Origin of the sequence: Vibrio hippocampi, assembly GCF_921292975.1 — a bacterium.
Lineage (GTDB): Bacteria > Pseudomonadota > Gammaproteobacteria > Enterobacterales > Vibrionaceae > Vibrio > Vibrio hippocampi.
In genome coordinates this window covers 1,820,534-1,845,263 of the sequence record NZ_CAKLCM010000002.1, presented here as the reverse complement: position 1 = coordinate 1,845,263, position 24,730 = coordinate 1,820,534, and the positions used below count along the sequence as shown (strand labels likewise).

General features: G+C 44.6%; 21 protein-coding genes. 18 read left to right on the top strand and 3 right to left on the bottom strand.

Translation table 11 applies throughout. The features are described from left to right. The first annotated feature begins 8 nt into the window (after positions 1–8). The 7 genes from dsbC to L9Q39_RS10655 all read left to right on the top strand — a co-directional run bounded on the left by dsbC (position 9) and on the right by L9Q39_RS10655 (position 8,255). Positions 9–797 (top strand): bifunctional protein-disulfide isomerase/oxidoreductase DsbC, encoded by a 789-nt coding sequence (dsbC, locus tag L9Q39_RS10685; protein ID WP_237485050.1) that lies wholly within the window; start codon positions 9–11, stop codon positions 795–797. 18 nt (positions 798–815) lie between these two features. After that, positions 816–2,555, top strand: a complete 1,740-nt coding sequence (gene recJ / locus L9Q39_RS10680; protein WP_237485049.1) for a single-stranded-DNA-specific exonuclease RecJ — start codon at positions 816–818, stop codon at positions 2,553–2,555. 213 nt (positions 2,556–2,768) lie between these two features. Next, a protein-coding gene (gene prfB / locus L9Q39_RS10675; protein ID WP_237485048.1) for a peptide chain release factor 2 occupies positions 2,769–3,867 on the top strand; the annotation gives its coding sequence in 2 pieces (ribosomal slippage) (positions 2,769–2,843 and positions 2,845–3,867; 1,098 coding nt in all). Positions 3,868–3,900: 33 nt separating this feature from the next. Then, positions 3,901–5,418, top strand: a complete 1,518-nt coding sequence (gene lysS / locus L9Q39_RS10670) for a lysine--tRNA ligase (RefSeq protein ID WP_237485047.1) — start codon at positions 3,901–3,903, stop codon at positions 5,416–5,418. 192 nt (positions 5,419–5,610) lie between these two features. Next, on the top strand, positions 5,611–6,939 hold the full coding sequence (locus L9Q39_RS10665; RefSeq protein WP_237485046.1) for a sigma-54-dependent transcriptional regulator: 1,329 nt from the start codon (positions 5,611–5,613) through the stop codon (positions 6,937–6,939). 542 nt (positions 6,940–7,481) lie between these two features. After that, positions 7,482–7,733, top strand: a complete 252-nt coding sequence (locus tag L9Q39_RS10660) for a DUF1127 domain-containing protein (protein ID WP_237485045.1) — start codon at positions 7,482–7,484, stop codon at positions 7,731–7,733. A 216-nt stretch (positions 7,734–7,949) separates the two neighbouring features. Continuing rightward, positions 7,950–8,255, top strand: coding sequence for a hypothetical protein (locus L9Q39_RS10655; RefSeq protein ID WP_237485044.1), 306 nt, complete (start codon positions 7,950–7,952; stop codon positions 8,253–8,255). Between the two features lie 38 nt (positions 8,256–8,293). Here L9Q39_RS10655 and mutH read toward each other — a convergent pair whose 3' ends face one another. Then, positions 8,294–8,959, bottom strand: coding sequence for a DNA mismatch repair endonuclease MutH (gene mutH, locus L9Q39_RS10650; RefSeq protein WP_237485043.1), 666 nt, complete (start codon positions 8,957–8,959; stop codon positions 8,294–8,296). Positions 8,960–9,581: 622 nt separating this feature from the next. Between mutH and rppH the strand changes: the two genes are divergently transcribed. From rppH to L9Q39_RS10625, 5 genes are read left to right on the top strand one after another with little or no spacing between them, the layout of a single operon-like run. Next, positions 9,582–10,100, top strand: a complete 519-nt coding sequence (gene rppH, locus L9Q39_RS10645) for an RNA pyrophosphohydrolase (RefSeq protein WP_237485042.1) — start codon at positions 9,582–9,584, stop codon at positions 10,098–10,100. A 2-nt stretch (positions 10,101–10,102) separates the two neighbouring features. Continuing rightward, positions 10,103–12,352, top strand: coding sequence for a phosphoenolpyruvate--protein phosphotransferase (gene ptsP, locus L9Q39_RS10640; protein WP_237485041.1), 2,250 nt, complete (start codon positions 10,103–10,105; stop codon positions 12,350–12,352). Positions 12,353–12,374: 22 nt separating this feature from the next. After that, on the top strand, positions 12,375–13,166 hold the full coding sequence (locus L9Q39_RS10635; protein ID WP_237485040.1) for a sulfite exporter TauE/SafE family protein: 792 nt from the start codon (positions 12,375–12,377) through the stop codon (positions 13,164–13,166). A 30-nt stretch (positions 13,167–13,196) separates the two neighbouring features. Next, positions 13,197–14,012: a prolipoprotein diacylglyceryl transferase gene (lgt, locus tag L9Q39_RS10630; RefSeq protein ID WP_237485039.1), complete on the top strand. Its 816-nt coding sequence runs from the start codon at positions 13,197–13,199 to the stop codon at positions 14,010–14,012. A gap of 12 nt (positions 14,013–14,024) precedes the next feature. After that, complete coding sequence (locus tag L9Q39_RS10625) at positions 14,025–14,876, top strand: thymidylate synthase (protein WP_237485038.1); 852 nt, start codon at positions 14,025–14,027, stop codon at positions 14,874–14,876. 91 nt (positions 14,877–14,967) lie between these two features. On the opposite strand, the gene L9Q39_RS10620 is transcribed toward L9Q39_RS10625, so the two are convergent. Continuing rightward, the gene (locus L9Q39_RS10620; RefSeq protein WP_237485555.1) at positions 14,968–16,110 is read right to left on the bottom strand and encodes a Na/Pi symporter; all 1,143 of its coding nucleotides are present in this window, start codon (positions 16,108–16,110) and stop codon (positions 14,968–14,970) included. Positions 16,111–16,514: 404 nt separating this feature from the next. Here L9Q39_RS10620 and nhaR point away from each other — a divergent pair, with 404 nt between their 5' ends. Further along, positions 16,515–17,408, top strand: coding sequence for a transcriptional activator NhaR (gene nhaR, locus L9Q39_RS10615; RefSeq protein ID WP_237485037.1), 894 nt, complete (start codon positions 16,515–16,517; stop codon positions 17,406–17,408). 94 nt (positions 17,409–17,502) lie between these two features. Here the strand turns inward: nhaR and rpsT are convergent, their stop codons facing one another. After that, entirely contained in the window at positions 17,503–17,763 is a 261-nt protein-coding gene (rpsT, locus tag L9Q39_RS10610) for a 30S ribosomal protein S20 (RefSeq protein WP_042473565.1), read from the bottom strand. Positions 17,764–18,039: 276 nt separating this feature from the next. Here rpsT and murJ point away from each other — a divergent pair, with 276 nt between their 5' ends. The 5 genes from murJ to fkpB all read left to right on the top strand — a co-directional run bounded on the left by murJ (position 18,040) and on the right by fkpB (position 24,714). After that, positions 18,040–19,602, top strand: a complete 1,563-nt coding sequence (gene murJ, locus L9Q39_RS10605) for a murein biosynthesis integral membrane protein MurJ (RefSeq protein WP_354004649.1) — start codon at positions 18,040–18,042, stop codon at positions 19,600–19,602. 68 nt (positions 19,603–19,670) lie between these two features. Continuing rightward, positions 19,671–20,606: a bifunctional riboflavin kinase/FAD synthetase gene (gene ribF, locus L9Q39_RS10600; RefSeq protein WP_237485036.1), complete on the top strand. Its 936-nt coding sequence runs from the start codon at positions 19,671–19,673 to the stop codon at positions 20,604–20,606. Between the two features lie 62 nt (positions 20,607–20,668). Further along, complete coding sequence (gene ileS, locus L9Q39_RS10595; RefSeq protein WP_237485035.1) at positions 20,669–23,497, top strand: isoleucine--tRNA ligase; 2,829 nt, start codon at positions 20,669–20,671, stop codon at positions 23,495–23,497. 92 nt (positions 23,498–23,589) lie between these two features. Beyond that, positions 23,590–24,099 carry a signal peptidase II gene (gene lspA, locus L9Q39_RS10590; protein WP_237485034.1) on the top strand — a complete coding sequence of 170 codons (510 nt, stop codon included), beginning with the start codon at positions 23,590–23,592 and terminating at the stop codon, positions 24,097–24,099. Positions 24,100–24,282: 183 nt separating this feature from the next. After that, complete coding sequence (gene fkpB, locus L9Q39_RS10585) at positions 24,283–24,714, top strand: FKBP-type peptidyl-prolyl cis-trans isomerase (protein ID WP_237485033.1); 432 nt, start codon at positions 24,283–24,285, stop codon at positions 24,712–24,714. Positions 24,715–24,730: the final 16 nt, after the last annotated feature.

Genomic DNA, 24,730 nt, shown 5'->3' with positions numbered 1-24,730 from the left:
AAACATCAATGAGCGTATTACGCAAGTTAACTCTTCTTACTCTTCCGCTGTTTGCTGTGGCATGTGGCGCAGAAGAGCCAAGCACGCCAAAGACCACTGAGTCGGCTCAGGTCGAGACGGCGGTTGTTGCTCAAGATGACGCAGCCCTCAAAGCACGTTTTGCTAAAATCGGCATTGATGTGTTAGAAGTGGTGCCGACGGACATCGAAGGATTGCACGAAGTGCGCACCAATAGCGGTGTTCTTTATTCATCGGCGACGGGTGACTATTTTATTGCGGGTACAATGTACTCATTGAATGAAAACGGTCAGTACGTCGATCTGCTCGCGGCTCGCCAAGCGCCGATTAATGCTGAAAAGATCGCTCAATTGCGAGACAGCATGATCGAATATAAAGCAGACAATGAAAAGTATGCCGTGACCGTATTTACCGATATCACTTGTGGCTATTGCGTCAAACTGCACAAAGAAATGAAACAGTACAACGATCTAGGTATCACGGTTCGTTATCTTGCATATCCTAGACAAGGCCCCTCCGGTCCAGTGGCTGAGCAGATGGCAAAAATTTGGTGTTCGACTAACCCGAATGAAGCGATGCATGACGCCAAAGAGAATCGAATCGAAGCAACATTTGATGGCGATCTAACCCAGTGCCGTCACACCATTGCTCAACACTTTGCCCTTGGTCGCGATCTCGGTATTAGCGGCACCCCTGCGATTTTCTTGCCTAACGGTGAACTGGTCAGTGGCTACTTGCCAGCAAAAGATCTACTTTCAAGATTAGAGCAAACCCAATAATAGAATGATGACACAGCTATGATTGAAATTCAGCGCCGTCCTGACGTCGATACCACGATATTGCCAGACACGATTCCAGACATATTGAGACGCTTATATGTGAGCCGTGGCATCACTCATGCTTCTCAGTTGGAAACGGCGGCAAAAGGTTTGCACTCATATCAAAAACTCGCGGGTATTGAACGTGCAGTCGAACTGTTGTTTTCTGCTATCGAGCAGCAGCAGAGAATTATTATTGTGGGTGATTTTGACGCCGACGGTGCGACGAGTTCAGCGCTGTCTGTGTTGGCGCTGCGCATGTTAGGCAGTCGCAACGTGGATTATCTAGTGCCAAACCGTTTTGAAGATGGTTATGGTCTAAGCCCTGAAGTGGTGGACCAAGTGCTAGAGCTTGGCGCTGACATGATCATGACTGTGGACAACGGCGTGTCATCTATCGCGGGTGTGAAGTATGCCAAAGAGAAAGGTTTAACTGTCTTAGTCACCGATCACCACTTACCGGGCTCCGTGCTGCCTGATGTGGACGCGATGGTTAACCCCAACTTAGATGATTGCGGTTTTCCATCTAAGTCACTGGCTGGAGTCGGTGTGGCTTTCTATTTGATGATGGCTTTATGTGTTCACATGAGAAAGTTGGATTGGTTTCAGCAGCAAGGTATGAGCGAGCCAAAGCTGATGGAGCTGATCGATCTTGTGGCGCTTGGAACCGTTGCCGACGTGGTGGCACTGGATGAAAATAACCGCATTCTTGTGCATCAAGGTCTGCAACGTATCAGAGCGGGTAAAGCGAGACCGGGCATTCAAGCCTTAATTGAAATAGCTAAACGAGACGCAAGTAAGTTGGTGGCCGCAGACTTTGGTTTTGCACTCGGACCGAGAATCAATGCGGCTGGACGCTTAGATGATATGTCTTTCGGCGTCGAACTTTTAATGTGTAATAACATTCACGCCGCTCGACGTATGGCGAGTGAACTGGATGGTTTGAACCAAGATCGTAAAAGTATTGAAGAGGGCATGAAACAAGAAGCGATGGCTTTTTGTGAGCGCATTCAGGTGAACGATGAAACGCAACTTCCTTATGGTTTAGCCTTGTTCCAGCGCGACTGGCATCAAGGAGTCATCGGTATTTTAGCCTCACGTATCAAAGATAAATTCCACCGCCCTGTTATTGCCTTTGCTGATGGTGGTGAAGGAACCATTAAAGGCTCATGCCGCTCTATTCAAGGGTTGCATATGAGAGACGTTCTGGATCGTATTGATACCCAAAACCCCGACCTAATTCTGAAGTTCGGTGGTCATGCGATGGCGGCGGGCCTAACCATCAAAGAGCCAGATTTTGAGCGATTTAGCCAGTTGTTCGATCAAGCGGTGCGACAAGAGTTAGGGGACACGGCGCTTAAAGGGATTATCCTTTCTGACGGTGAGCTTAAACCCGAAGAGTTCTCGATGTCGACAGCACAGGTATTGCGCTCCGGTGGACCGTGGGGACAAGCGTTTCCAGAACCGATTTTTGATGGTGAATTTAAGGTATTGCACCAAAAGTTGGTGGGAGAAAAACATCTAAAGTTGATGGTTGAGCCGCTGTTCAAAGGCTTCGCCAGCAATGTGATTCTGGATGCGATTGCTTTCAATGTCGATTTACGGCGCTGGCCCGATGCGTCGGTGAAAACGGTAACCTTGGCATACAAGCTGGATATCAATGAGTTTAGAGGCAATCAGTCACTGCAATTAATGGTTGATCATATCGAGCCAAGATAGCGGACGAAAACGTACAGTATTAAATTGAATAAAATGCCACAGCGAATCTGTGGCATTTTTACCTTTGCCTAAATGATCGTGATATCGCTGCCAATAACCTGCAACGGGGTTAATGGGTTGCGCTTTGCTAATAACCACATATTTTTCTGTATCTTCATCACAAATTTAAGTAGAATTTCTCGGCTAAATTCTACTCATATATGCTGAGCAACTATGTTTGAAATTAATCCTATCAAAAACCGTCTGCAGGATGTGTCTGAGCGCACAAACATCCTGAGGGGGTACCTTTGACTACGACGCCAAAAAAGAGCGTTTAGAAGAAGTCAACGCCGAACTTGAACAACCCGATGTTTGGAATGAACCAGAGCGAGCGCAAGCCCTTGGCAAAGAGCGTTCATCGTTAGAAGCTGTGGTTGAGACTATCGACCTCCTAGACCAAGGGGTAGAGGATGTAGATGGTTTACTGGAACTGGCAGTTGAAGAGCAAGATCAAGAAACCTTCGACGAAGTTGAGCCAGAACTGGTCGAGCTAGAAGCAAAACTTGAGAAACTTGAGTTTCGCCGTATGTTCTCTGGTGACCATGATTCATCAGATTGCTATATTGACCTTCAATCCGGTTCTGGTGGTACAGAAGCGCAAGATTGGACTTCAATGCTGCTGCGTATGTACCTTCGTTGGGCAGAAGCCAAAGGCTTTAAGACGGAAGTGATTGAGGTTTCTGAAGGCGAAGTTGCCGGTCTTAAGGGCGCAACGGTACGCATCAGTGGCGAATACGCTTATGGCTGGCTGCGCACTGAAACCGGTGTTCACCGACTTGTGCGTAAGTCTCCGTTTGACTCAAGTGGTCGCCGACATACCTCATTTGCTTCGGCGTTTGTGTATCCTGAGATTGATGACAACATTCAGATTGATATTAATCCGGCGGATCTACGCATCGACGTCTACCGAGCTTCGGGTGCGGGTGGTCAGCACGTAAACACCACAGAATCAGCGGTGCGTATTACTCACGTTCCAACCAATACAGTGGTTCAGTGTCAAAACGACCGTTCTCAGCATAAGAACAAAGATCAAGCGATGAAGCAGTTGCGAGCAAAACTGTTTGAGCTAGAGCTTCACAAGCAAAACGCTGAAAAACAAGCGAATGAGGATGCCAAATCAGATATTGGTTGGGGCAGCCAAATCCGCTCGTATGTACTAGATGACTCTCGTATCAAAGATTTACGCACCGGTGTTGAAAATCGTAACACCCAAGCCGTACTTGATGGCGACTTAGACAAATTTATTGAAGCTAGCCTAAAATCAGGCTTGTAAGCTTTTCACCAATTTAAACGGGATAGATCGAAAATGACTGATGCTGTTCAGAACGACAACCAACAAGAAGAAAACAAGCTGATTGCAGAACGCCGCGCTAAGCTGGATGCAATCCGTACCAGCTGTAAAGCGAACGGGCATCCTAACGATTTTCGTCGTGATGCACTCGCGGGTGACCTACAAAAAGAATTTGGTGAAAAGACGAAAGAAGAGCTTGAAGAACTGAACCATGTTGTTGCGATTGCAGGTCGTATCATGGCAAAACGTGGTCCTTTCTTGGTGATTCAAGAAACGTCAGGTCGTATACAAGCTTATGCAGCTAAAGATGTACAGAAACAGTTGAAAGACAAATATCAAGGTCTTGATATTGGTGACATCGTTGGTGTTAAAGGTGCCTTGCATAAATCGGGTAAAGGCGACCTTTATGTCAACATGGAGCAGTACGAGTTGCTAACTAAAGCACTTCGTCCTCTACCAGAGAAGTTCCACGGTCTGACTGACCAAGAGATGCGTTACCGTCAGCGTTATGTCGACTTGATCGTTAACGAAGACTCGCGTCACGCCTTTATCGTGCGTTCTAAGTTGGTTTCTTCGATTCGTAACTTTATGAGCTCTAAGGGTTACTTAGAAGTGGAAACACCAATGATGCATGTGATCCCTGGCGGCGCGACAGCTCGTCCGTTTATCACTCATCACAACGCGTTGGACATTGATATGTATCTGCGTGTTGCGCCTGAGCTATACCTGAAGCGCTTGGTTGTCGGTGGTTTTGATCGCGTATTCGAGATCAACCGTAACTTCCGTAACGAAGGTCTATCACCTCGCCACAATCCAGAATTTACGATGATGGAATTCTATCAAGCCTACTCTGATTATAAAGATCTGATGGATCTGACTGAAGAGATGCTAAGCACGGTTGCGATGGACGTTCTCGGTGCTACTTCGATGCCTTACGGTGACGAAACCGTAGAGTTCGGTGGTACTTATACTCGCATGAGCATGTTTGAAGCGATTAAGCATTACAACCCTGAACATGCAGAAATCCAAGCACTCACAGAGCAAGACCTGCAAGACCGTGACAAGATGGTGGCGATTGCGAAATCTGTCCACGTTCAAGTCGAGTCATTCTGGACATGTGGTCAACTGTTGGAAGAAATCTTTGGTGAAACTGCTGAGCCGCAACTTATTCAGCCGACTTTCATCACGGGTTATCCTGCGGACATTTCTCCACTGGCACGTCGTAGCGACGATAACCCTTTCTTCACTGACCGTTTTGAATTCTTTATCGGTGGTCGTGAAGTGGCAAATGGTTTCTCTGAGCTTAATGATGCGGAAGACCAAGATGCACGCTTTAAAGCTCAAGTTGACGCGAAAGATGCGGGTGATGATGAGGCGATGTACTACGATGCAGACTATATTACTGCACTAGAACACGGTCTGCCGCCAACAGCGGGTCAAGGTATTGGTATTGATCGCTTAGCGATGCTATTTACCAATACGCATACTATTCGTGATGTTATCCTGTTCCCAGCTATGCGCCCACAGCAGTAAGATAACACTCTGATATTAAAAGCCTCTCCAGTTGGAGAGGCTTTTTTTTTAACTAAAGTTCAGCATCTTGTTCGCGAAGTTCTAATACTTGCACTAGTCTTAAATATGAGACAAAACGGTAAACTAAAATTGTTATCATATTTAGGTTTCTATGGATAGAAATAGAACAATCAAGAGAATAAGGAAGATTTAATGGGTGTTGATTTTCGTATGGATTCTATTCCAGGTTCATTGGTTGTCGTCGGGGGCACTTATGAGCCCTGGTTGTCGGTACTGGAGCAGGGGGGGTGGCGTTGTAGCCAATGTTCAGACTTGAGAAAAGCAGACGCGTTTTTTTCTGATATAGGTCCGTGTATTGGTGTCGTTGATTTAACAAGAGATGACTTCAGCCTCAATGGCATAGCTAAATTAGTGAGTTCTCACAAGCAGGTGCGTTGGATTGCTTTTATCCGTGAGTCGCAGCTAAGTTCCGATACTATATGCCAATTTATTGTTAACTTTTGTATCGACTTTTTCACAACTCCCGTACCTGATGCACGTTTAGTCAGTACGATTGGTCATCAGTTAGGTATGCTGAAGTTGGAGCAGCGTGTATGGCCAAACAGCCATAATGAGAGTGAACTTGGCATTGTGGGTCACTCGTTGCCGATTAGAAGACTGCGTGACCAGATTAAGCGTATCGGGCCAACAGACGTCAGTATCATGATTCATGGTGAAGTCGGTGCTGGAAAAGAGAGTGTCGCTAAAGCGGTACATAAGAGTTCTTCCCGGGCTCAAAAACCCTTTATTGCTATTAACTGCCGTGCCTTTTCCAATGCTCGATTTGAGAATGAATTTTTTGGAATGCATGATCCGGATAAGGTCTCACTGTTAGAGCAAGCTTCCGGTGGCACCATTCTACTGAATGATATTTTTACCCTGCCGATGCCGCAGCAATTGAATCTGTTGAAGTTTTATCAAGATGGTCAAATTGAAACTGCAAAAGGGATTCGCGAGTTTGATGTTAGGCTTTTAGCCGCTGATTCCTCTGACATTGAAAAAGCGCTAGGTGATGGCAAATTTAACGATGAGCTTTTCCATTGCATTAACGTGCTACGAATCAATGTCCCGAGTCTAAGAGAAAGAGCTACTGATATTGCGCCATTAGTGAATTACTATATTGGACAGTTCGCGAAAGAATTTAACTCACCGGTAAAAACCGTTGATGAAGAGGCGATTAAGGCGTTGAGCTATTACCACTGGCCGGGCAACGTTAAGGAATTGATTAACCAGATCAAACGCGCGGTGTTAATGTCAGAAAGTGAAGAACTCTCAAGTTCCCATTTTGAGTTACCGGGAACCTTCTCGAGCAAACGTAGTTTGAAGAGTATTCGAGAGCGCTCAGAACGTGATGCGCTGATTTTGGTGCTAGATAGCTACAATGGTCAGGTGACTCAAGCTGCGAAGGAGTTAGGAATTTCTAGAGCCACCATGTATCGTCTTCTCAATAAACACAGTTTGATTGCGGAAGAGACGTTTTAAATCAACGCGACTATACACAAGTTACTTCTGAACTCTGCATCTTGAGGTAACTTGGGTATATACCCAAGAAGAGCAGCGCATGCAAATGAGCTGCTTTTTTATTATATTAAACTGGTAACTTCCATAGTTCGGACATATTTATGGACGAATATCTTGTTTTTATATTATATATAACTCAAGTGTTGAAATTATAACCACAACGTATAAAAATACGCCTGAGTTTAAAAAATAAACTCATCTTTCCAAGGATTATTAAGCGAATAGGAGGCACAGTACCATGAAAAATATTATCTGTTTTGATACTGACGCCGTAGTAGTTATGTACATGCATGCTACACCTATGAGTTTGCTAAAAACTGTATGTGATCGATTAACCGTGACGTGGGATTCATTGTCACCGGCGTTCATGCAGGATTTTGCCAACAAACACGCATAATATATCCGTAACCATTGGGGCTGCGGAAATAGCAGTCTTAATGAGTCTTCTCTAATTTTGCACGCTATTTCTCTCCTCAAAATACTTATTATTTAGGAGAAAACCTATGCGAACTTCAATCTACTTAACGCTAGCAACATGCTTAATTAAAGCCGATATTCATACACAAGAACGTGAGTGGAAACGCCGTGTACGACGTAATCGTTACTACTTGCCTCTGCACAGTGAACATCTGATGAAAGATATTGGCTTTGATAAAACAGGTAGACCTCTGGGTGACTCAAAGGCTCCAGATATTATCGCCGAGCGTAAAGTTCGTCTTCTTCGTCGGGTTCTCTATGCGAGATTGACGACGTAACTCATAGCGGAAGGAGGCTTGCCTCCTTCCGCATTCCTCTAAAGGATAGAATCGTGGTTACATTCATTTAAATTTTGTCAACATTGGCTAAACTTGTCTATGAACATTGCTCTATACCCAAATTAGCTCTGAATTCTGCTTCTTTGAATTCTGCATCTTAAGGTAACTTGGGTATAAACATTAGTATTGTTCATAATAATAATGAGGGGGTGGTAAATGCAAAAACATCAGCTCGATCAGTGGTTAAGAGGGGAGTATAAAGACTCACAGCAACCACCTAAGGTATTTGTGATTGGTTGTGCTGATATTTCACATTATTTATTGGCAGTGGAATATAAACATAAACTTGAACCCATTTTAGACAACGAACACGCTTTAGAATTTGATTCGATTGATTCAGTGAAAGAAACACTCTATACCATGGGGCTACAGAAAGCCTATTTACGGCTTCACCGTGGAGATAGGACCGATACGAGTAAAAGCTTATCCGACTATTATGATATAGAGCTCAGTTTGTATTGAAGCGTCTCTTTGAGTTACCCGAGTAAGGTTGTTTTTAATTAAATAAAATAGGTTTGTAGAATATACGACGTAAATGCGGCACGTAAGTAAAAGCCTCTTGGTAGCGTTTTTATTGGTTGTCCAGTTACGCCATAAGCTTCTGTTTTAACTCGACTATTAGCAGCTTTAGGGCGGATCTGCAAGATCTCTCCTGTATGGGCTGTGATTTGGTTGACCTTGCCTAAAGCAATGAGATCCATTAATTCTTCCCAATCATTTTTGAGTTGCAACTCTTCTTGTTTTGATGGGCTCCAAATTAAAGGTGAGCCGACTAAACGGTCAGTCACAGGAATGTCTCTTTCTCCCTCGACAGGTAACCATAATACTCGTGATAGCTTATTTCTAATGTGGCTCTTTTCCCAGGTTAAGCCATGAACGCCGGTAAGTGGTGCGACACAAACAAAGGTCGACTCTAAGGGTTTACCGTTATAGCCAATAGGAATACTTTTTAGCTCTATACCGAGTTCGGGAAAGTCTTGAATTGGTTTGCTGCCAGCGGTGGCGCCAAGATGCCACTCAAGTAGTTGTCCTACCCATCCTTTATCATACTTTAAGCTTTCGGGCACTTTCATCTGTGCGACTTGTGCCAGTTCACCAAATGATAAGCCAGCAATATCACGAGCTCGTTGGATGAGTTCTTTTTCTGAACTTGGAGGGGTTTTCATACCGTAATTAAGAAAATAGGATGCGATGAGCGAGATATTAACACGAATAGTTAAAACGGCTTGTACAAAAAAAGATCAATTTTGGTAAAAGATCGATCGCCACCAAACTTATCCACAGCGTTTATTTCTATTTAGTATGACTTTTCGAGTTCTGTATAAAAAAACAGGGGTTTTGAGTGATATTTTGCTTGACTATAGGCGAGTTTATTAAAAGTACGCCATTCTAATGTGGATAAAAAGCATCCTGGTTGATCTTTGACCGATCTAAGTGTGGTCGTTTTTTTATTAAATAGTACCGAGTGGTTTTGTTTGTTGATTGAATGTAACTTGTTGTTTTTAAATAATTTTAAATTAAACCTCTCGATTGTAGGCTTGTGTTGTTCTTTTTGTTAATACCAATATTGTTGAAAGATCAGTGATTTTTCACATAGTTATTCACAGAAAAGGTGAATAAATGAGGGCTAGCTCTCATTTGTGTGTTGATAACTACCGGTATGTAGAAAACTTATCCCAAGTGGTGCGAATTAATAGGATTTGTTCAAATTTACGTGTTACTTAGTTTGCTCAACTAGGGGATATGTGGAAAAATCACTGTTAATGAAAATTTAATTGAGGTTGGCCAGTGATAGATGGCGATGGTTACCGACTTAATGTTGGTATTGTAATCTGTAACAACCATGGTCAGGTCTTCTGGGCTAAACGATACGGACAACACTCATGGCAGTTTCCACAAGGTGGAATCGATGAAGGCGAAACGCCTGAGCAAGCCATGTACCGAGAATTATACGAAGAAGTTGGATTGACAAAAAACGATGTAAAAATCGTTGCTGTTAGTCGCCACTGGTTGAGGTATAAACTTCCTAAACGTTTGGTACGTTGGGACTCGAAACCCGTTTGTATTGGGCAAAAACAGAAATGGTTTTTATTGCGCTTGGATTGCGAGGAATCGAGAATCAATATGCAGCGTGCTAAAACCCCTGAGTTTGATGGTTGGCGCTGGGTGAGTTATTGGTATCCAGTGAGACAAGTCGTTTCTTTCAAGAGAGATGTATATCGTCGAGCGATGAAAGAGTTTGCATCGTTGGCGATGCCTTTTAAAGAGCGTAAATTTAAAGGTAAGCGTAAACACCAAAGAGGGTAAAAATGCTATCGCAACTGCGGGATATAGTTGAGCATGTTTCTAAGGCAGAGGAAGTTCATAGCGCCCTCGAAATCTTGGTAAAACAGACGTGTGCAGCCATGAATACAGAGTGCTGCACCATCTATCTTGCGGATGAAAAAAAACAGCGTTTGGAACTGATGGCCACGCAAGGCTTGAGGTTTACCGGTCATACTATCCACATTGGCTTTGATGAGGGTTTGGTGGGACTGGTAAAACGCACAGCAGAGCCTATCAACTTAGCCGAAGCGGCTAAGCATCCTTCTTTTAAGTTCTTCCCTCAACTTGGGGAAGACATATATCACTCATTCCTTGGAACGCCCATAATCCATCGTAAGCAAGTATTGGGCGTTCTCGTGATCCAGCAAAAATCTTCTCGTCAATTTGATGAAATGGAAGAATCATTCTTGGTCACGCTCGCGGCTCAGGTCGCGGTCATCATTGCTCATGCGACCGCGCAAGGGCAAAGCTTTTTTGATGGTGATAGAGTCTCGGTGATCAAAGGTATCCCAGCGTCTTCTGGCGTGGCAATTGGCCCTTTGTGGTGGGACAATACCCAACCGGACTTAAGTCAGGTATTTCCAGCATCAACACTCGATATCCTCCGAGAACAAGAGCTACTTTCGCTGGCGATAGAGAATGCGCTCGCAGACTTTAAGCGTATGCGTAAGAAGTTGGATCTTGAGTTGAACAAAGACGCACTGGCGATCTTTGATCTCTTTACTCACTTGCTCAACGATCCCATGCTGCGCAAAGACTTAAAAGCTCAAATTGCCAAAGGTGATCGTGCGGATTGGGCATTGCGACAAGTGGTAGAAAGCTACGCCAATCGCTTTGCCAAGATGTCGGATATTTACTTACGGGAACGTGCTCAAGATATTAAAGAGCTGGGGCAACGTTTACTGTTCTTCTTGCAAAATACCGAACAGCCTGTTCACAACTTTGAACAGCCGGTTATTCTTGTGGTGCAGGAACTGACCGCTTCTATTTTAGCTTCAATTCCTAAAGAACAATTGCTAGCGGTTGTCTCTTTGGATGGCGCTGCTAATAGCCATGCGGCGATTCTATCGCGAGCGATGGGCATCCCCGCGATTATGGGCGTCAACATTAATCCTGAGCTGATTAGTGGCAAAGTGGGCATTGTTGATGGTTATAGTGGTGAGATTTACCCAGATCCTAGCCAAGATTTGTTATCTGAATACAGTGAGTTGGTTTCCGAAGAGTCAGAGTTGTCTGCGATGGTGGACAAGACGGTTTCTGAAGAGGCTTGTACTTTAGATGGACACCGTATTCAGGTCATGCTCAACGCGGGGTTAAGTGCTGATACCAGTATCTCTGTGAATCAGTATGTGGATGGTGTTGGATTGTACCGTACGGAAATTGCTTTCTTAACTCAGCAAAAGTTTCCTTCCGAAGAGGAGCAACTGCACCAATACACCTCAGTACTCAATGCCTACCCGGATAAGAAAGTGGTCATGCGTACCCTTGATATTGGTGGCGATAAGGCGTTGCCATATCTACCGATTGACGAAGATAATCCATTTTTGGGATGGCGTGGTATTCGCTTTACGCTCGATCATCCTGATATTTTCTTGATTCAGTTGCGTTCGATGTTGAAAGCCAGTTTAGGCTTAGACAACTTGAGTATTTTGTTGCCGATGGTTTCCTCTGTCCAGGAACTTGATGGCGCAATGGAATTGATTGAGCAAGCCTTGGCTGAAGTGCAGCAACTGCATCCTGATATTAAACGACCCGCCCTCGGTGTGATGATAGAAGTGCCTTCCATGCTCTATCTGATCCCATTTATTGCCGATAAGGTCGATTTTGTGTCTGTAGGTACCAACGATTTGACTCAGTATCTATTAGCGGTTGATCGCAACAACGCGCAGGTTGCCGATATCTATGAAACGCTTCATCCCTCTGTTCTGGCGGCAATGAAACATATTTTTGCAACTTGCCAAACCTATAATCTTCCGGTGTGTATTTGTGGTGAGTTGGCTGGAGATCCTATTGGCGCCTTGCTTTTGGTAGGGTTAGGGTACGATATGTTGAGTATGAACACCTCTAACGTTGCGAAGGTGAAGTACATTTTACGTCAAACGTCTTATCAAGAATTGCAAGATCTTGCTCATCGCGCGTTGTCTAAGCCTTACGGAAGCGATATTTACAGTCAAATGCAGCAATTTTTTGAGTTAAAGGGACTGGCTGGCTTTATTCGAGCTGGTAAACGTTAGATGTGATTTGATTGGATCTTATGTGAACTACGAACTGTTAATTTTACTCCTATTCTTGGGGAGTTTTGTTGGTCTGTTATCCGGTCTACTTGGTATTGGTGGTGGCTTAGTCGTTGTCCCTTCATTGGTGTTTCTACTCCCATATTTTGATGTTCCTCCAGAGCAAGTGATGCATGTCGCTTTGGCAACCTCTCTATCCACTATTATCGTCACTTCTGGAGCATCAAGCCTCAATCACCTCAAGCTCGGTAACATCGACTTCTTCGCGATAAAGTGGTTAATACCGGGAGTGATCTTAGGCGGGGTTGCAGGGTCTTATGTTGCTGAGTTCATACCTCATCAGTACTTACCTAGGGTGTTTGCGGTGATCGTGTTGGCTATGGCGATACAAATGCTCACGTCAATCAAGGTCAGCAAAGCTCGTAGTATGCCTTCACCTATTATTACCAGTGTTAACGGTCTAATTATTGGGGTGGTTTCAAGTCTGGCTGGGATTGGTGGCGGATCAATGTCGGTACCATTTTTAAATCGTCATGGCGTGGAGATGCGAAAAGCGGTAGGCTGTTCATCGTTTTGTGGTTGCTTGCTGGCAGTCGCAGGTATGCTAGGCTTTGTTTTTCATGGTTTTCAGCTGCAAAATTTACCCGCTTACAGCGTCGGCTATGTTTACTTACCTGCCTTGTTAGCGATTGTTGCAACTTCGGTTTTTACCACACGATTTGGCGCAAAATTAGCCACTCGGTTGGCTACATCGAAATTAAAAAAGATTTTCGCGGTCTTTTTATTATTCGTGTCATTCTCAATGATGCTGTAATTCAAACATCAATAAAAAAGTGAGCGTATTATGTCTCAGGGATATATAGAATTTCCCAATATCGATCCAGTTCTGTTCGAAATCGGTCCAGTTTCGATTCGTTGGTACGGTTTAATGTACTTGGTTGGTTTTATATTCGCTATGTGGTTAGCCAACCGTCGTGCCGATAAAGCAAATTCAGGGTGGACTCGAGAGCAGGTTTCCGATCTTCTTTTCGCCGGTTTTCTAGGTGTGATCATTGGTGGCCGAGTTGGCTATGTCTTTTTCTACGGTTTCGAAGAACTGATGGCGGACCCTCTGTATCTATTTAAGGTATGGACAGGGGGCATGTCGTTTCATGGTGGCTTGCTGGGTGTTATCACTGCCATGTTCTGGTATGCCAAAAAGAACAATCGCACTTTTTTCAACGTAGCGGATTTTATTGCGCCATTAGTTCCTTTTGGTCTCGGTATGGGGCGCATTGGCAACTTTATGAATAGCGAACTGTGGGGTCGAGTCACCGACCTTCCCTGGGGTGTGATTTTCCCTAATGGCGGTCCATTCCCTCGTCACCCATCGCAACTTTATGAATTTGCGCTTGAAGGTGTGGTGCTGTTCTTTATTCTTAACTGGTTTATCAAAAAGCCGCGTCCAGCTGGCTCAGTATCGGGTTTATTCCTGCTAGGCTATGGTAGTTTCCGCTTCTTAGTGGAATATGTTCGAGAGCCAGATGCGCATCTTGGTTTGTTTGGTGACTTTATTTCCATGGGACAAATACTGTCACTTCCTATGGTCATTATTGGCGCGTTAATGATGGTTTGGGCTTACAAGGTCAATGCGAGCTCAACACAAAAAGTTTCTAAGTAGTAGGTAATTGTCGTGAAACAGTATTTAGATTTATGTCAGCGTATCGTTGACCAAGGTGAATGGATTGCAAACGAGCGCACAGGGAAACGCTGTCTAACGGTCATCAATGCCGATCTGACCTACGACGTTGCCAATAATGTTTTTCCATTGGTAACGACCAGAAAGAGCTTTTGGAAAGCAGCAGTCGCAGAACTGCTGGGTTATATCCGAGGTTATGACAATGCGGAAGATTTCCGTAAATTAGGTACCAAGACTTGGGATGCCAATGCGAATTTGAATCAAGCGTGGCTCAATAATCCTTACCGTAAAGGTGAAGATGACATGGGGCGTGTGTACGGTGTACAAGGTCGCTCTTGGGCCAAGCCGGATGGCGGTCATATTGATCAGTTAAGGAAAATTGTTGATGACCTGACTCAAGGTATCGACGACCGAGGAGAAATCCTTAACTTCTACAACCCGGGTGAGTTTCATCAAGGTTGTTTGCGTCCATGTATGTACAGCCACCACTTTTCGCTACTTGGTGACACTTTATATCTAAACAGCACCCAGCGTTCTTGTGATGTCCCGCTTGGGCTGAACTTCAATATGGTTCAGGTTTATGTCTTTTTGGCGATTATGGCTCAAATTACCGGTAATAAACCGGGTCAGGCATACCATAAGATCGTTAACGCTCATATTTATGAAGACCAACTTGAGCTAATGCGTGATGTGCAGTTGAAACGTGAACCATTAGCAGCGCCAACATTCCATATTAATCCTGAGATTAAGTCGCTTGAAGATTTAGAAACTTGGGTAACACTGGATGATTTTACTGTGGAAGGTTATGAATGCCATGAAGCGATAAAGTATCCCTTCTCGGTATAACGACAGACAACATAGCCAGTGATAACGACGACAAAGGCCAAGCTTTCAAGCTTGGCCTTTGTTTTATCGGCAATTTATCGCGATAGGATGATTAAGCGGTTAGGAATAGAATCGTTCCGGGTAGCACCACAAAAACGCTAGCTAAGTACCCGCCAACAACAGCTTTGTTTTTAATCGCCATGTCCGAAATATAGTCTGCACCTTTAACCGGTAGCTCTCTTAAGAAAGGAATACCAAAGATAAACAGAGTGGCAAGGATATTAAATACCAAGTGAACCAATGCAATCTGCAATGCAAATGCGGCGTTAGCGCCAGTTACAGCGGTAGCGGCAAGGAGACCGGTAATACAGGTACCAATATTTGCACCTAGCGTGAATGGATAAACATCACGAACCTTCAGCGTACCAGAACCCACAAGTGGAACCATAAGGCTGGTAGTGGTTGAAGATGATTGAACCAGTACGGTTACGATAGAGCCAGACACAATACCGTGAATTGGACCACGACCAATCGCGTTCTGTAGCATCTCTTTGGCACGACCGACCATTAGGCTTTTCATCAGCTTACCCATTGCGGTAATCGCGACGAAAATGGTTGCGATACCCAAGACAATAAGTAGAACACCACCGGTTGTAGAACCAAACTGGCTCAACGGCTCTTGAATCGCACTGACAACAGGCTTGGTGAGTGGCTTGATAAAGTTCAGACCTTTCATGCTCATGTCGCCGCTAGCAAGCATCGGTGAAACAAGCCAGTGTGAGATCTTGTCAAGAATGCCAAACATCATTTCCAATGGCAGGAAGATGATCACCGCAAGAAGATTAAAGAAATCGTGAATGGTCGCACTTGCGAATGCACGTTTAAATTCTGTGTTACAGCGAACATGACCAAGGCTTACCAATGTATTGGTCACCGTAGTACCAATATTGGCACCCATGATCATCGGAATTGCGGTTTCAACAGGAAGACCGCCGGCCACTAGGCCAACAATAATAGAGGTGACGGTGCTTGAAGACTGAATTAGCGCGGTTGCGACTAGACCAATCATAAGACCAGCAACAGGGTGTGACGCGAATTCGAATAGCGTTTTAGCTTGTTCGCCCGCTGCCATTTTAAACCCGCTACCTACCATTGATACTGAAACCAGCAGTAGATAGAGCATGAATGCCAAGTTAGCCCAGCGTAGTGAGCGTGTCGTTGCCGACATTGGTGACGCTGCAGTTGCTTGGTTCATCATAGTTTTCTCCATAGGACCATTGAGTTGTTAGTTGGTCGGTTGTTGAATCTGAGGCGATAGTAGAGATGTAACATGACAGAAATATTACACTTATATTTCTATGTCAGAATAGTGTGAACTCGTCGGATTTGCGTAAACGTTTGCTTTATATTTTGATATTTAAGATGTTGTTTTTAAATAATTTATTTGCTTATGAAAAAAAGAGATTGAAGCAGGTTAAGCGATGATAAAAATCGATTTATTTCACTTTTAAATTATTTTTATGACAATAATGTTTCCTTTATTTCATAATTAATTCGGTATTAACTGTAAATAGCCTAATTATATTCGGAAATTACGAATCTTGTTGCTAGGGTGAGATTTTGTTATAACTACAACACTTCATCATAAGGCTCAAAAGCATGTCTCACCTAAATTACAATCACCTTTACTATTTTTGGATGGTCTGCAAGCAGGGATCGGTCACCAAAGCGGCGGATGCGCTTTTTTTGACACCACAAACGGTGACAGGGCAGATAAAGGCGCTGGAAGAGCGTATGGATGGCAAACTAACCAAGCGTAATGGTCGTAGTGTTGAGCCGACAGAGCTGGGACAACTCGTCTACAAATACGCGGATCGTATGTTTGGGTTGAGCTACGAGATGCTGGATATTGTTAACTACAGCCAGCGTTCTAATCTGTTGTTTGATGTTGGTGTTGCTGATGCACTATCTAAACGACTGGTCAGTAAGATATTGATGACGACGATTCCGGATGACAACAGTATTCACTTGCGCTGCTTTGAGTCTACCCATGAAATGTTGTTAGAGCAGCTTTCACAGCATAAGCTCGATATGATCCTATCAGACTGCCCGGTGGATTCGAGTCAGAGCCCAGGCTTATTTAGTAAAAAGCTTGGCGAAAGTAATATGAGCTTTTTTAGTTCGGGAAACGTCGACATTAGGCATTTTCCGGAAGTGCTAGAACAATATAAATTGTTGATTCCCGGTAGCCGAACGGCGATGGGACGAAAAATTCTGCAATGGTTTGACCAACAAGGGATACAGCCAAATATTCTTGGTGAATTTGATGATGTGGCTTTAATGAAGGCTTTTTCTACCTATAAAGATGATGTGATCTTTTTGGCTCCCAGTATCTATATGTCAGAAATCAAGGATAAGCGTCCATTGCAGTTAGTGGGCAATATTGAAGGATTGAAAGAGGAATATTACGTTATTTTTGCTGAGCGTATGATTCAGCATCCCGCGGTAAAAAGTGTCTGTGAAGCGGATTTTTCTAATTTACTCGCTGGGTAAGGTAGGTGCTGAGCAGCGGAATGAGTCTAACCGCAAATTTGAGATATAAAAAAACCGGCATAAGCCGGTTTTTTTAATACAAGCAAAGTCTGAATTATAGAGCTTTGATTGCAGCAGAGAAGCGAGCCTTGTGACGAGCTGCTTTATTCTTATGAATAAGGCCTTTAGTCGCCATACGGTCAAGGATCGGCGTAACTTCTGCAAATGCTGAAGTTGCTGCTTCTTTATCGCCAGCTTCGATAGCTGCGATTGTTTTCTTCATGTAAGTGCGCATCATAGAGCGACGGCTAGCGTTATGCTGACGACGTTTCTCAGCTTGGATAGCGCGCTTCTTAGCAGATTTACTGTTTGCCAAGGGTCTAACTCCCAAAAACTTAGTTCGGTGACAATTTAAGGGCGAGGAATATCCCCTATTTGCGCTTAATTGTCAAATGATTTGTGCAAAAACCCGACGACACAAAACAAGTTTTGGTATCTAAGGGCTATCGCGGTTAAGATGGCGGGGATTCTAACAGTATTTTTCAACCAATGCTAATACTAATCCCTTCTTCGAAGCTAAAGCTTTTCGTTAATGATTAATATAGAGGGGAAGCGGGTTGTATTTCGTCCATATTTTATTTTAGGGGTTCCGGTGAGTAAACGGCTACTTAAGTCAGGGATGGTTGTCAGTGCCATGACCTTTATCTCTCGTGTATTGGGTTTGGTGCGTGATGTTGTCGTGGCTAATTTGATGGGAGCAGGCGCCAGTGCCGATGTCTTCTTCTTTGCCAATAAGATCCCTAACTTCCTGCGTCGTCTATTTGCAGAGGGCGCATTCTCTCAGGCTTTTGTTCCGGTATTGACGGAGTATCATGCCTCCGGTGACAAGAATAAAACGCGAGAGTTGATTGCTCACGCGTCGGGCACGCTGGGTATTATTATCACGCTGGTCACCTTGCTTGGCGTGATAGGCTCGGGCGTCGTGACTGCACTATTTGGTTTTGGTTGGTTTTTGGATTGGCTTAACGACGAACCCTCAGCGGGTAAATATGAGCTTGCCTCTCTAATGCTGAAGATAACCTTTCCCTACCTCTGGTTTATCACCTTTGTGGCTTTGTCGGGCGCTATCCTCAATACCTTGGGTAAGTTTGCGGTCTCCTCTTTTACCCCAGTGTTCTTAAACGTCATGATCATCGCCTGTGCGAGCTTTTTGGCTCCTCAGTTACAACAGCCAGAAATTGGCTTGGCTATTGGTGTGTTTTTAGGCGGTTTTGTTCAATTTGCTTTCCAAATCCCTTTTTTAGTCAAAGAAGGCATGCTAGTGAAACCCAAATGGGGCTGGCATCATCCAGGGGTTATCAAGATACGCACCTTGATGATACCGGCGCTGTTCGGCGTATCTGTTAGCCAGATTAATCTATTGTTTGATACCTTTATCGCCAGTTTCCTAGCGACCGGTTCAATCAGTTGGTTGTATTACTCTGACCGATTATTAGAGTTTCCTCTTGGTCTGTTTGGTATTGCCATTGCGACCGTCATTTTGCCTACCTTGTCTCGTAAGCATGTCGACGCACAAAGCCAAGGTTTTGCTCAGACGATGGATTGGGGGGTAAAAATGGTGATTCTGTTGGGTTTACCCGCGATGGCAGGATTGATGGTGTTAGCTAAGCCTATGCTGATGGTGCTGTTTATGCGTGGAGAGTTTGTTGCACAAGATGTGGTGCAAGCCTCTTATTCACTGTTTGCCTATGCATCCGGCCTACTGAACTTTATGTTGATAAAGGTGTTGGCTCCGGGTTATTACTCACGACAAGACACTAAGACCCCAGTGAAATACGGCATTGTCGCGATGGTATCTAACATGATCTTTAACGCGATATTCGCTTACTTTTATGGTTATGTGGGCTTGGCAATGGCCACCGCACTCTCTGCTTTAATCAATATGGCGCTACTCTATAGAGGGCTGCATCTTCAAGGCGTCTATCGTGTTAGCAAGCAGACCTTCGTTTTTGTTTTACGCCTGATGATTGCGGTCGCCGTTATGATTACCGTATTACTGCTTTTGCTTGATGATATGTCGATGTGGCTAACTTGGAGCCTGAGTCAGCGAGTGATGACGCTAACGGGATTGATCATTGCGGGTGGGGCTAGCTACCTAATAACTCTGTTTGTGGTAGGAATTCGAGCGAAACACTTAAAAGCAGCGACAGAGTGATAATGATTAGTTATAATCCGTCGGTTTCACGCTAGCAATATTGATCAAACAGGTGGTTTGGGTAATTCATGGAACTCATTCGAGGCATTCATAACCTAAGAAGTCAGCATCATGGCTGTGTTCTTACAATCGGAAATTTCGATGGTGTTCACTTAGGTCATCAAACGGTGCTTGAACAGGTAAAAGAGAGAGCCAATCAACTTGGTCTGCCCTCGGTAGTGATGACATTTGAGCCTCAACCCATGGAGCTTTTCACTAAAGATAAAGCCCCAGCACGTCTGACGCGATTGCGTGATAAATTTGAACTGTTGGCGCAGATGCAACTCGATAGATTACTCTGCGTCAATTTCAATCGACACTTCGCTGGCCTCACACCAGAATCTTTTATTCGAGACTTGTTGGTGGGGAAGTTGGGTGTTAAGTTCTTAATTGTCGGTGACGACTTCCGCTTTGGTAAGGGTCGCGTCGGCAATTTTGCTATGCTACAACAGGCTGGTAAAGAGCATGGATTTGAGGTGATAAGCACACAAAGCTTTCGCGTCAATGAAACTCGAGTCAGCAGCACTGAAATCCGCCACGCATTGGCGAATGATGAGCTTGGGCAAGCAAAAGAGATGTTAGGGCGACACTATACGCTCTCTGGAAGAGTGGCTCATGGCAAAAAGTTAGCTCGTGAGTTTGGGTTTCCTACTGCCAATATTTCTTTAAAACGCTATGTTTCACCTGTTAACGGTGTGTATGCCGTTCATGTTTTTGGTTTAGAGTCGCAGCCCTTGCTTGGTGTAGCGAACGTTGGTAAAAAACCAACGGTCAACGGCACGAGAACCGATCTTGAAGTGCATATTTTTGACTACCACCGTAATTTGTATGGTCAACAAATTGAAGTAGCACTACTTCATAAAATACGCAGTGAGATGAAATTTGACTCACTGCAGCTGCTTAAGCAGCAAATTGAATTGGATGCTGAGGTAGCAAGGGTGTGGCTACGTCAGTACAAGGGTTAGCGGAAGATTCCACCGCTAACATAATGTCTAACTTTCGCCCAATATAACGGAATTAAGAATCGATGAGTGAGTATAAAGATACCCTGAACCTACCTGAAACAGGGTTTCCTATGCGCGGCAATCTGGCTAATCGTGAGCCAGAAATGCTTAAGCGTTGGTATAAAGAAGATCTTTACGGTGAGATCCGTAAAGCGAAGAAAGGTAAAAAGTCCTTTGTTCTACACGATGGCCCTCCATACGCCAACGGTGACATTCACATTGGTCACGCTCTAAACAAGATTCTTAAAGACATTATTATTAAATCCAAAACACTTTCTGGTTTTGATGCACCTTATATCCCAGGTTGGGATTGCCACGGTCTACCTATTGAACTCATGGTAGAGAAAAAAGTCGGCAAGCCGGGTCAAAAAGTGACGGCAGCAGAGTTTCGCGAAAAATGTCGCCACTATGCAGCGGGTCAAGTTGAAGGTCAAAAAGAGAGCTTCAAGCGTCTTGGTATCTTGGGTGAGTGGGATAAGCCTTATCGCACAATGGATTTCGCAACCGAAGCGAACATCATTCGTGCTCTAGGTAAGATTGCTGATAACGGTCACCTACTAAAAGGTTTTAAACCGGTTCACTGGTGTACCGATTGTGGCAGTGCGCTAGCGGAAGCGGAAGTAGAATACAAAGATAAAGTTTCGCCATCCATTGATGTCCGTTTCAAAGCGGCTGACGAAGCGGGTCTGGTTGCTAAATTTGCCCTTTCTGAAGGTCATGAAGGTCAAGGCGATATCTCGATTGTTATCTGGACAACAACACCTTGGACACTGCCAGCAAACCGCGCGGTTTGCTTACGCGATGATCTAGAGTACGTATTGATCCAAGTTGAGGGTGACAACCCTGAGCGTATTATCGTCGCTTCTGATTTAGCAAAAGAGGTGATGGATCGTGCTGGTATCGAGCATTTCCATAACCTAGGCTTTGCCAAAGGTGCGGATCTAGAACTTGAGCAGTTCAACCACCCATTTTACGATTTCACGGTGCCTGCGATCCTTGGCGATCACGTCACTACAGAGTCGGGTACCGGTGTGGTTCACACGGCGCCTGGTCACGGTCAAGAAGACTTTGTGGTGGGTCAAAAGTACCAACTAGAAGTGGCTAACCCTGTCGGCTCAAATGGTGTTTACCTGCCAGATACCGAACTATTCGCTGGTCAGCATGTATTTAAAGCGAATGATGCCGTGGTTGAAGTGTTGAAAGAGCGCGGTGCTCTATTGCATCACCACGCATACGAGCATAGCTACCCACACTGCTGGCGTCATAAAACCCCGATTATTTTCCGTGCAACACCGCAATGGTTTGTCTCAATGGACCAAGCTGGCTTGCGTGCGAAAGCACTTGAGTCGATCAAGAGTGTTGAGTGGATGCCTGAGTGGGGTCAAAGCCGTATTGAGGGTATGATTGAAGGTCGCCCAGAGTGGTGTATTTCACGTCAACGTACTTGGGGTGTGCCGATTGCACTGTTTGTTCACAAAGAGACGGCAGAACTACATCCAAATACATTAGCGCTGATTGAAAAAGTGGCGCTATTGGTGGAAGAAAAAGGCATCCAAGCATGGTGGGATGTTGAGCTAGCAGAACTGCTTGGCGAAGACGCAGACAGCTATGAAAAAGTATTGGATACGTTAGACGTTTGGTTTGACTCTGGTGTGACACACTTCTCTGTTGTGGATTCTCGCGAAGAGTACAACGGCAACAGCGCAGATCTCTATCTAGAAGGTTCAGACCAACACCGTGGTTGGTTCCAGTCATCACTTATTTCATCAATTGCGATGAAAGATGAAGCACCCTACAAGCAAGTTTTGACTCACGGTTTCGTGGTTGATGGCCATGGTCGCAAGATGTCTAAGTCTATCGGTAACGTTGTTGCACCTAAAGATGTGACTAACAAGCTTGGTGCTGACATCCTACGTTTGTGGGTAGCGTCAACAGATTATACTGGTGAAGTTGCGGTATCGGATGAGATCCTTAAACGCAGTGCGGATGCTTATCGTCGTATCCGTAACACCGCTCGTTTCTTCTTAGCAAACCTTAACGGCTTCAATCCAGAGACCGATATTGTTCCTGTTGAAGAGATGGTGGCACTGGATCGTTGGGCTGTGGGTCGTGCATTCGCGGCTCAAGAAGAGATCATCAAGGCATACGATGAGTACAACACACATGCTGTGACACAGCGTTTGATGCAGTTCTGCTCAATCGAGATGGGTTCATTCTACCTAGATGTGATCAAAGACCGCCAGTACACCGCTAAGCTTGGTGGACATGCTCAACGCAGCTGCCAAACCGCGCTTTACTACATTGTCGAAGCATTGGTTCGTTGGATGGCACCTATTATGTCATTCACCGCAGACGAGATCTGGAATGAGATGCCGGGCACTCGTGATAAGTTTGTGTTCGCTGGTGAGTGGTTCGATGGTCTATTCGGTCTGGTTGAAGGCGAAGAGCTAAACAACGAATTCTGGGCGGATATCCAATCTGTTAGAGATGCAGTGAACAAGCAGCTTGAAGCAGCACGTACTGCCAAAGTGATTGGTGGTGCATTGCAAGCGAACGTAACGCTTTACGCGGATGACGCACTTGCAGCGACAATCAATAAGCTTGAAGATGAATTGCGCTTTGTTCTATTGACTTCTGCAGCAACGATCAAGCCTATTTCTGACAAGAGCGACACAGCTCAAGCAACGGATCTAGAAGGTCTGTTTGTTGAAGTGGCGGCTGTTGATGGTCAAAAATGTGACCGCTGCTGGCACCACACACCGGACGTAGGTACGATTGAGGGGCACGAAGCGATTTGTGGTCGTTGCGTATCCAACATCGATGGTGAAGGTGAAGTTCGTAAGTTCGCTTAATCAAGCGGTGGAACCTTAAAATAAGTATTTCAACCCCAGTCTTGACTGGGGTTGTTTTTAGATAGGCAAGTTGTTTCTAGGTAGGTAAAGTGATGAGTGACAACGCAATAGCTTTGCGACAATCCGGTGTTCGTTGGTTGTGGCTAGCGCTGATTATTTTCTTAGCGGATATCGGTATCAAGTTTATCGTTATGGAAAATATGGGGTACGGTTGGGCTAATCGCATCGAGATATTGCCTTTTTTTAACCTGCTCTATGTCCATAATTACGGTGCGGCGTTTAGTTTCTTAAGTGATCAAGCCGGTTGGCAGCGCTGGTTATTTACAGGTATTGCCTTTGTAGTGACAGGGATGCTGACTTACTGGATGAGTAAGTTACCTGCGCAAGAAAAGTGGAATAATATCGCTTATGCATTGATTATTGGCGGTGCCGTCGGCAACGTTTTTGACCGCGTAATTCATGGTTATGTGGTTGATTATTTGGACTTCTATGTGGGTAATTACCACTGGCCAGCATTCAACTTGGCCGACGCGGCTATCTGTATTGGTGCAGGTATGATCATTATTGATAGTTTCCGACATCGTGAAGCTAAATCTGAATAAACCAGTGATCTAAGTAAATACCCTTAAGCGCTGTGCGTTGATATGCACGGCGCTTTTTTATATAACTAGCCTGTGACTAATAGAAATTAAAATGACCTGATGACCTTAGAAAAGTGAGTTTGTGATAACTCAGCTTTCTTAAGCCAGTCCAAGGGCAGCGAGCAGCAATAAGGAAGTGCATCCGTGGCAACAGTAAAAAACAATAGTGCAGTAACATTTCATTTTACTATCAAACTCAAAGATGGCTCAGTTGCCGACAGTACCCATGCTGCAGGTAAACCAGCGAAATTAGTAATTGGTGATGGCAGCTTGAGTGACAACTTTGAGCGTTGTCTGTTGGGGCTCTCTATAGGGGATGAAAAATCAATTTTGCTCAATGCCGAAGACGCGTTTGGATTGCCAAATCCAGACAATATTCACTATATGGACCGGGCTAAGTTTGTAGGTGACTCTGAGGTCGAAGTCGGTACAATAATGGCGTTTTCCGGTCCTGATGGCATGGAAATTCCGGGCATTATTACAGAGATTGCCGGTGACTCTGTGACCGTTGATTTCAATCATCCCTTAGCAGGGCAAGATGTCACATTTGAAGTTGAAATATTGGCAGTCGAGTAATCAAACTCAGGTCGAC

Excerpts from the sequence above, each read along its gene's own strand:
- recJ (WP_237485049.1), top strand. The coding sequence starts at position 816 with ATGATTGAAATTCAGCGCCGTCCTGACGTCGATACCACGATATTGCCA.
- lspA (WP_237485034.1), top strand. The coding sequence starts at position 23,590 with ATGAGTGACAACGCAATAGCTTTGCGACAATCCGGTGTTCGTTGGTTG.
- L9Q39_RS10665 (WP_237485046.1), top strand. The coding sequence starts at position 5,611 with ATGGGTGTTGATTTTCGTATGGATTCTATTCCAGGTTCATTGGTTGTC.
- lysS (WP_237485047.1), top strand. The coding sequence starts at position 3,901 with ATGACTGATGCTGTTCAGAACGACAACCAACAAGAAGAAAACAAGCTG.
- L9Q39_RS10620 (WP_237485555.1), bottom strand. The coding sequence starts at position 16,110 with ATGAACCAAGCAACTGCAGCGTCACCAATGTCGGCAACGACACGCTCA.
- L9Q39_RS10655 (WP_237485044.1), top strand. The coding sequence starts at position 7,950 with ATGCAAAAACATCAGCTCGATCAGTGGTTAAGAGGGGAGTATAAAGAC.
- ptsP (WP_237485041.1), top strand. The coding sequence starts at position 10,103 with ATGCTATCGCAACTGCGGGATATAGTTGAGCATGTTTCTAAGGCAGAG.
- lgt (WP_237485039.1), top strand. The coding sequence starts at position 13,197 with ATGTCTCAGGGATATATAGAATTTCCCAATATCGATCCAGTTCTGTTC.
- L9Q39_RS10660 (WP_237485045.1), top strand. The coding sequence starts at position 7,482 with ATGCGAACTTCAATCTACTTAACGCTAGCAACATGCTTAATTAAAGCC.
- dsbC (WP_237485050.1), top strand. The coding sequence starts at position 9 with ATGAGCGTATTACGCAAGTTAACTCTTCTTACTCTTCCGCTGTTTGCT.
- ribF (WP_237485036.1), top strand. The coding sequence starts at position 19,671 with ATGGAACTCATTCGAGGCATTCATAACCTAAGAAGTCAGCATCATGGC.
- nhaR (WP_237485037.1), top strand. The coding sequence starts at position 16,515 with ATGTCTCACCTAAATTACAATCACCTTTACTATTTTTGGATGGTCTGC.
- ileS (WP_237485035.1), top strand. The coding sequence starts at position 20,669 with ATGAGTGAGTATAAAGATACCCTGAACCTACCTGAAACAGGGTTTCCT.
- mutH (WP_237485043.1), bottom strand. The coding sequence starts at position 8,959 with ATGAAAACCCCTCCAAGTTCAGAAAAAGAACTCATCCAACGAGCTCGT.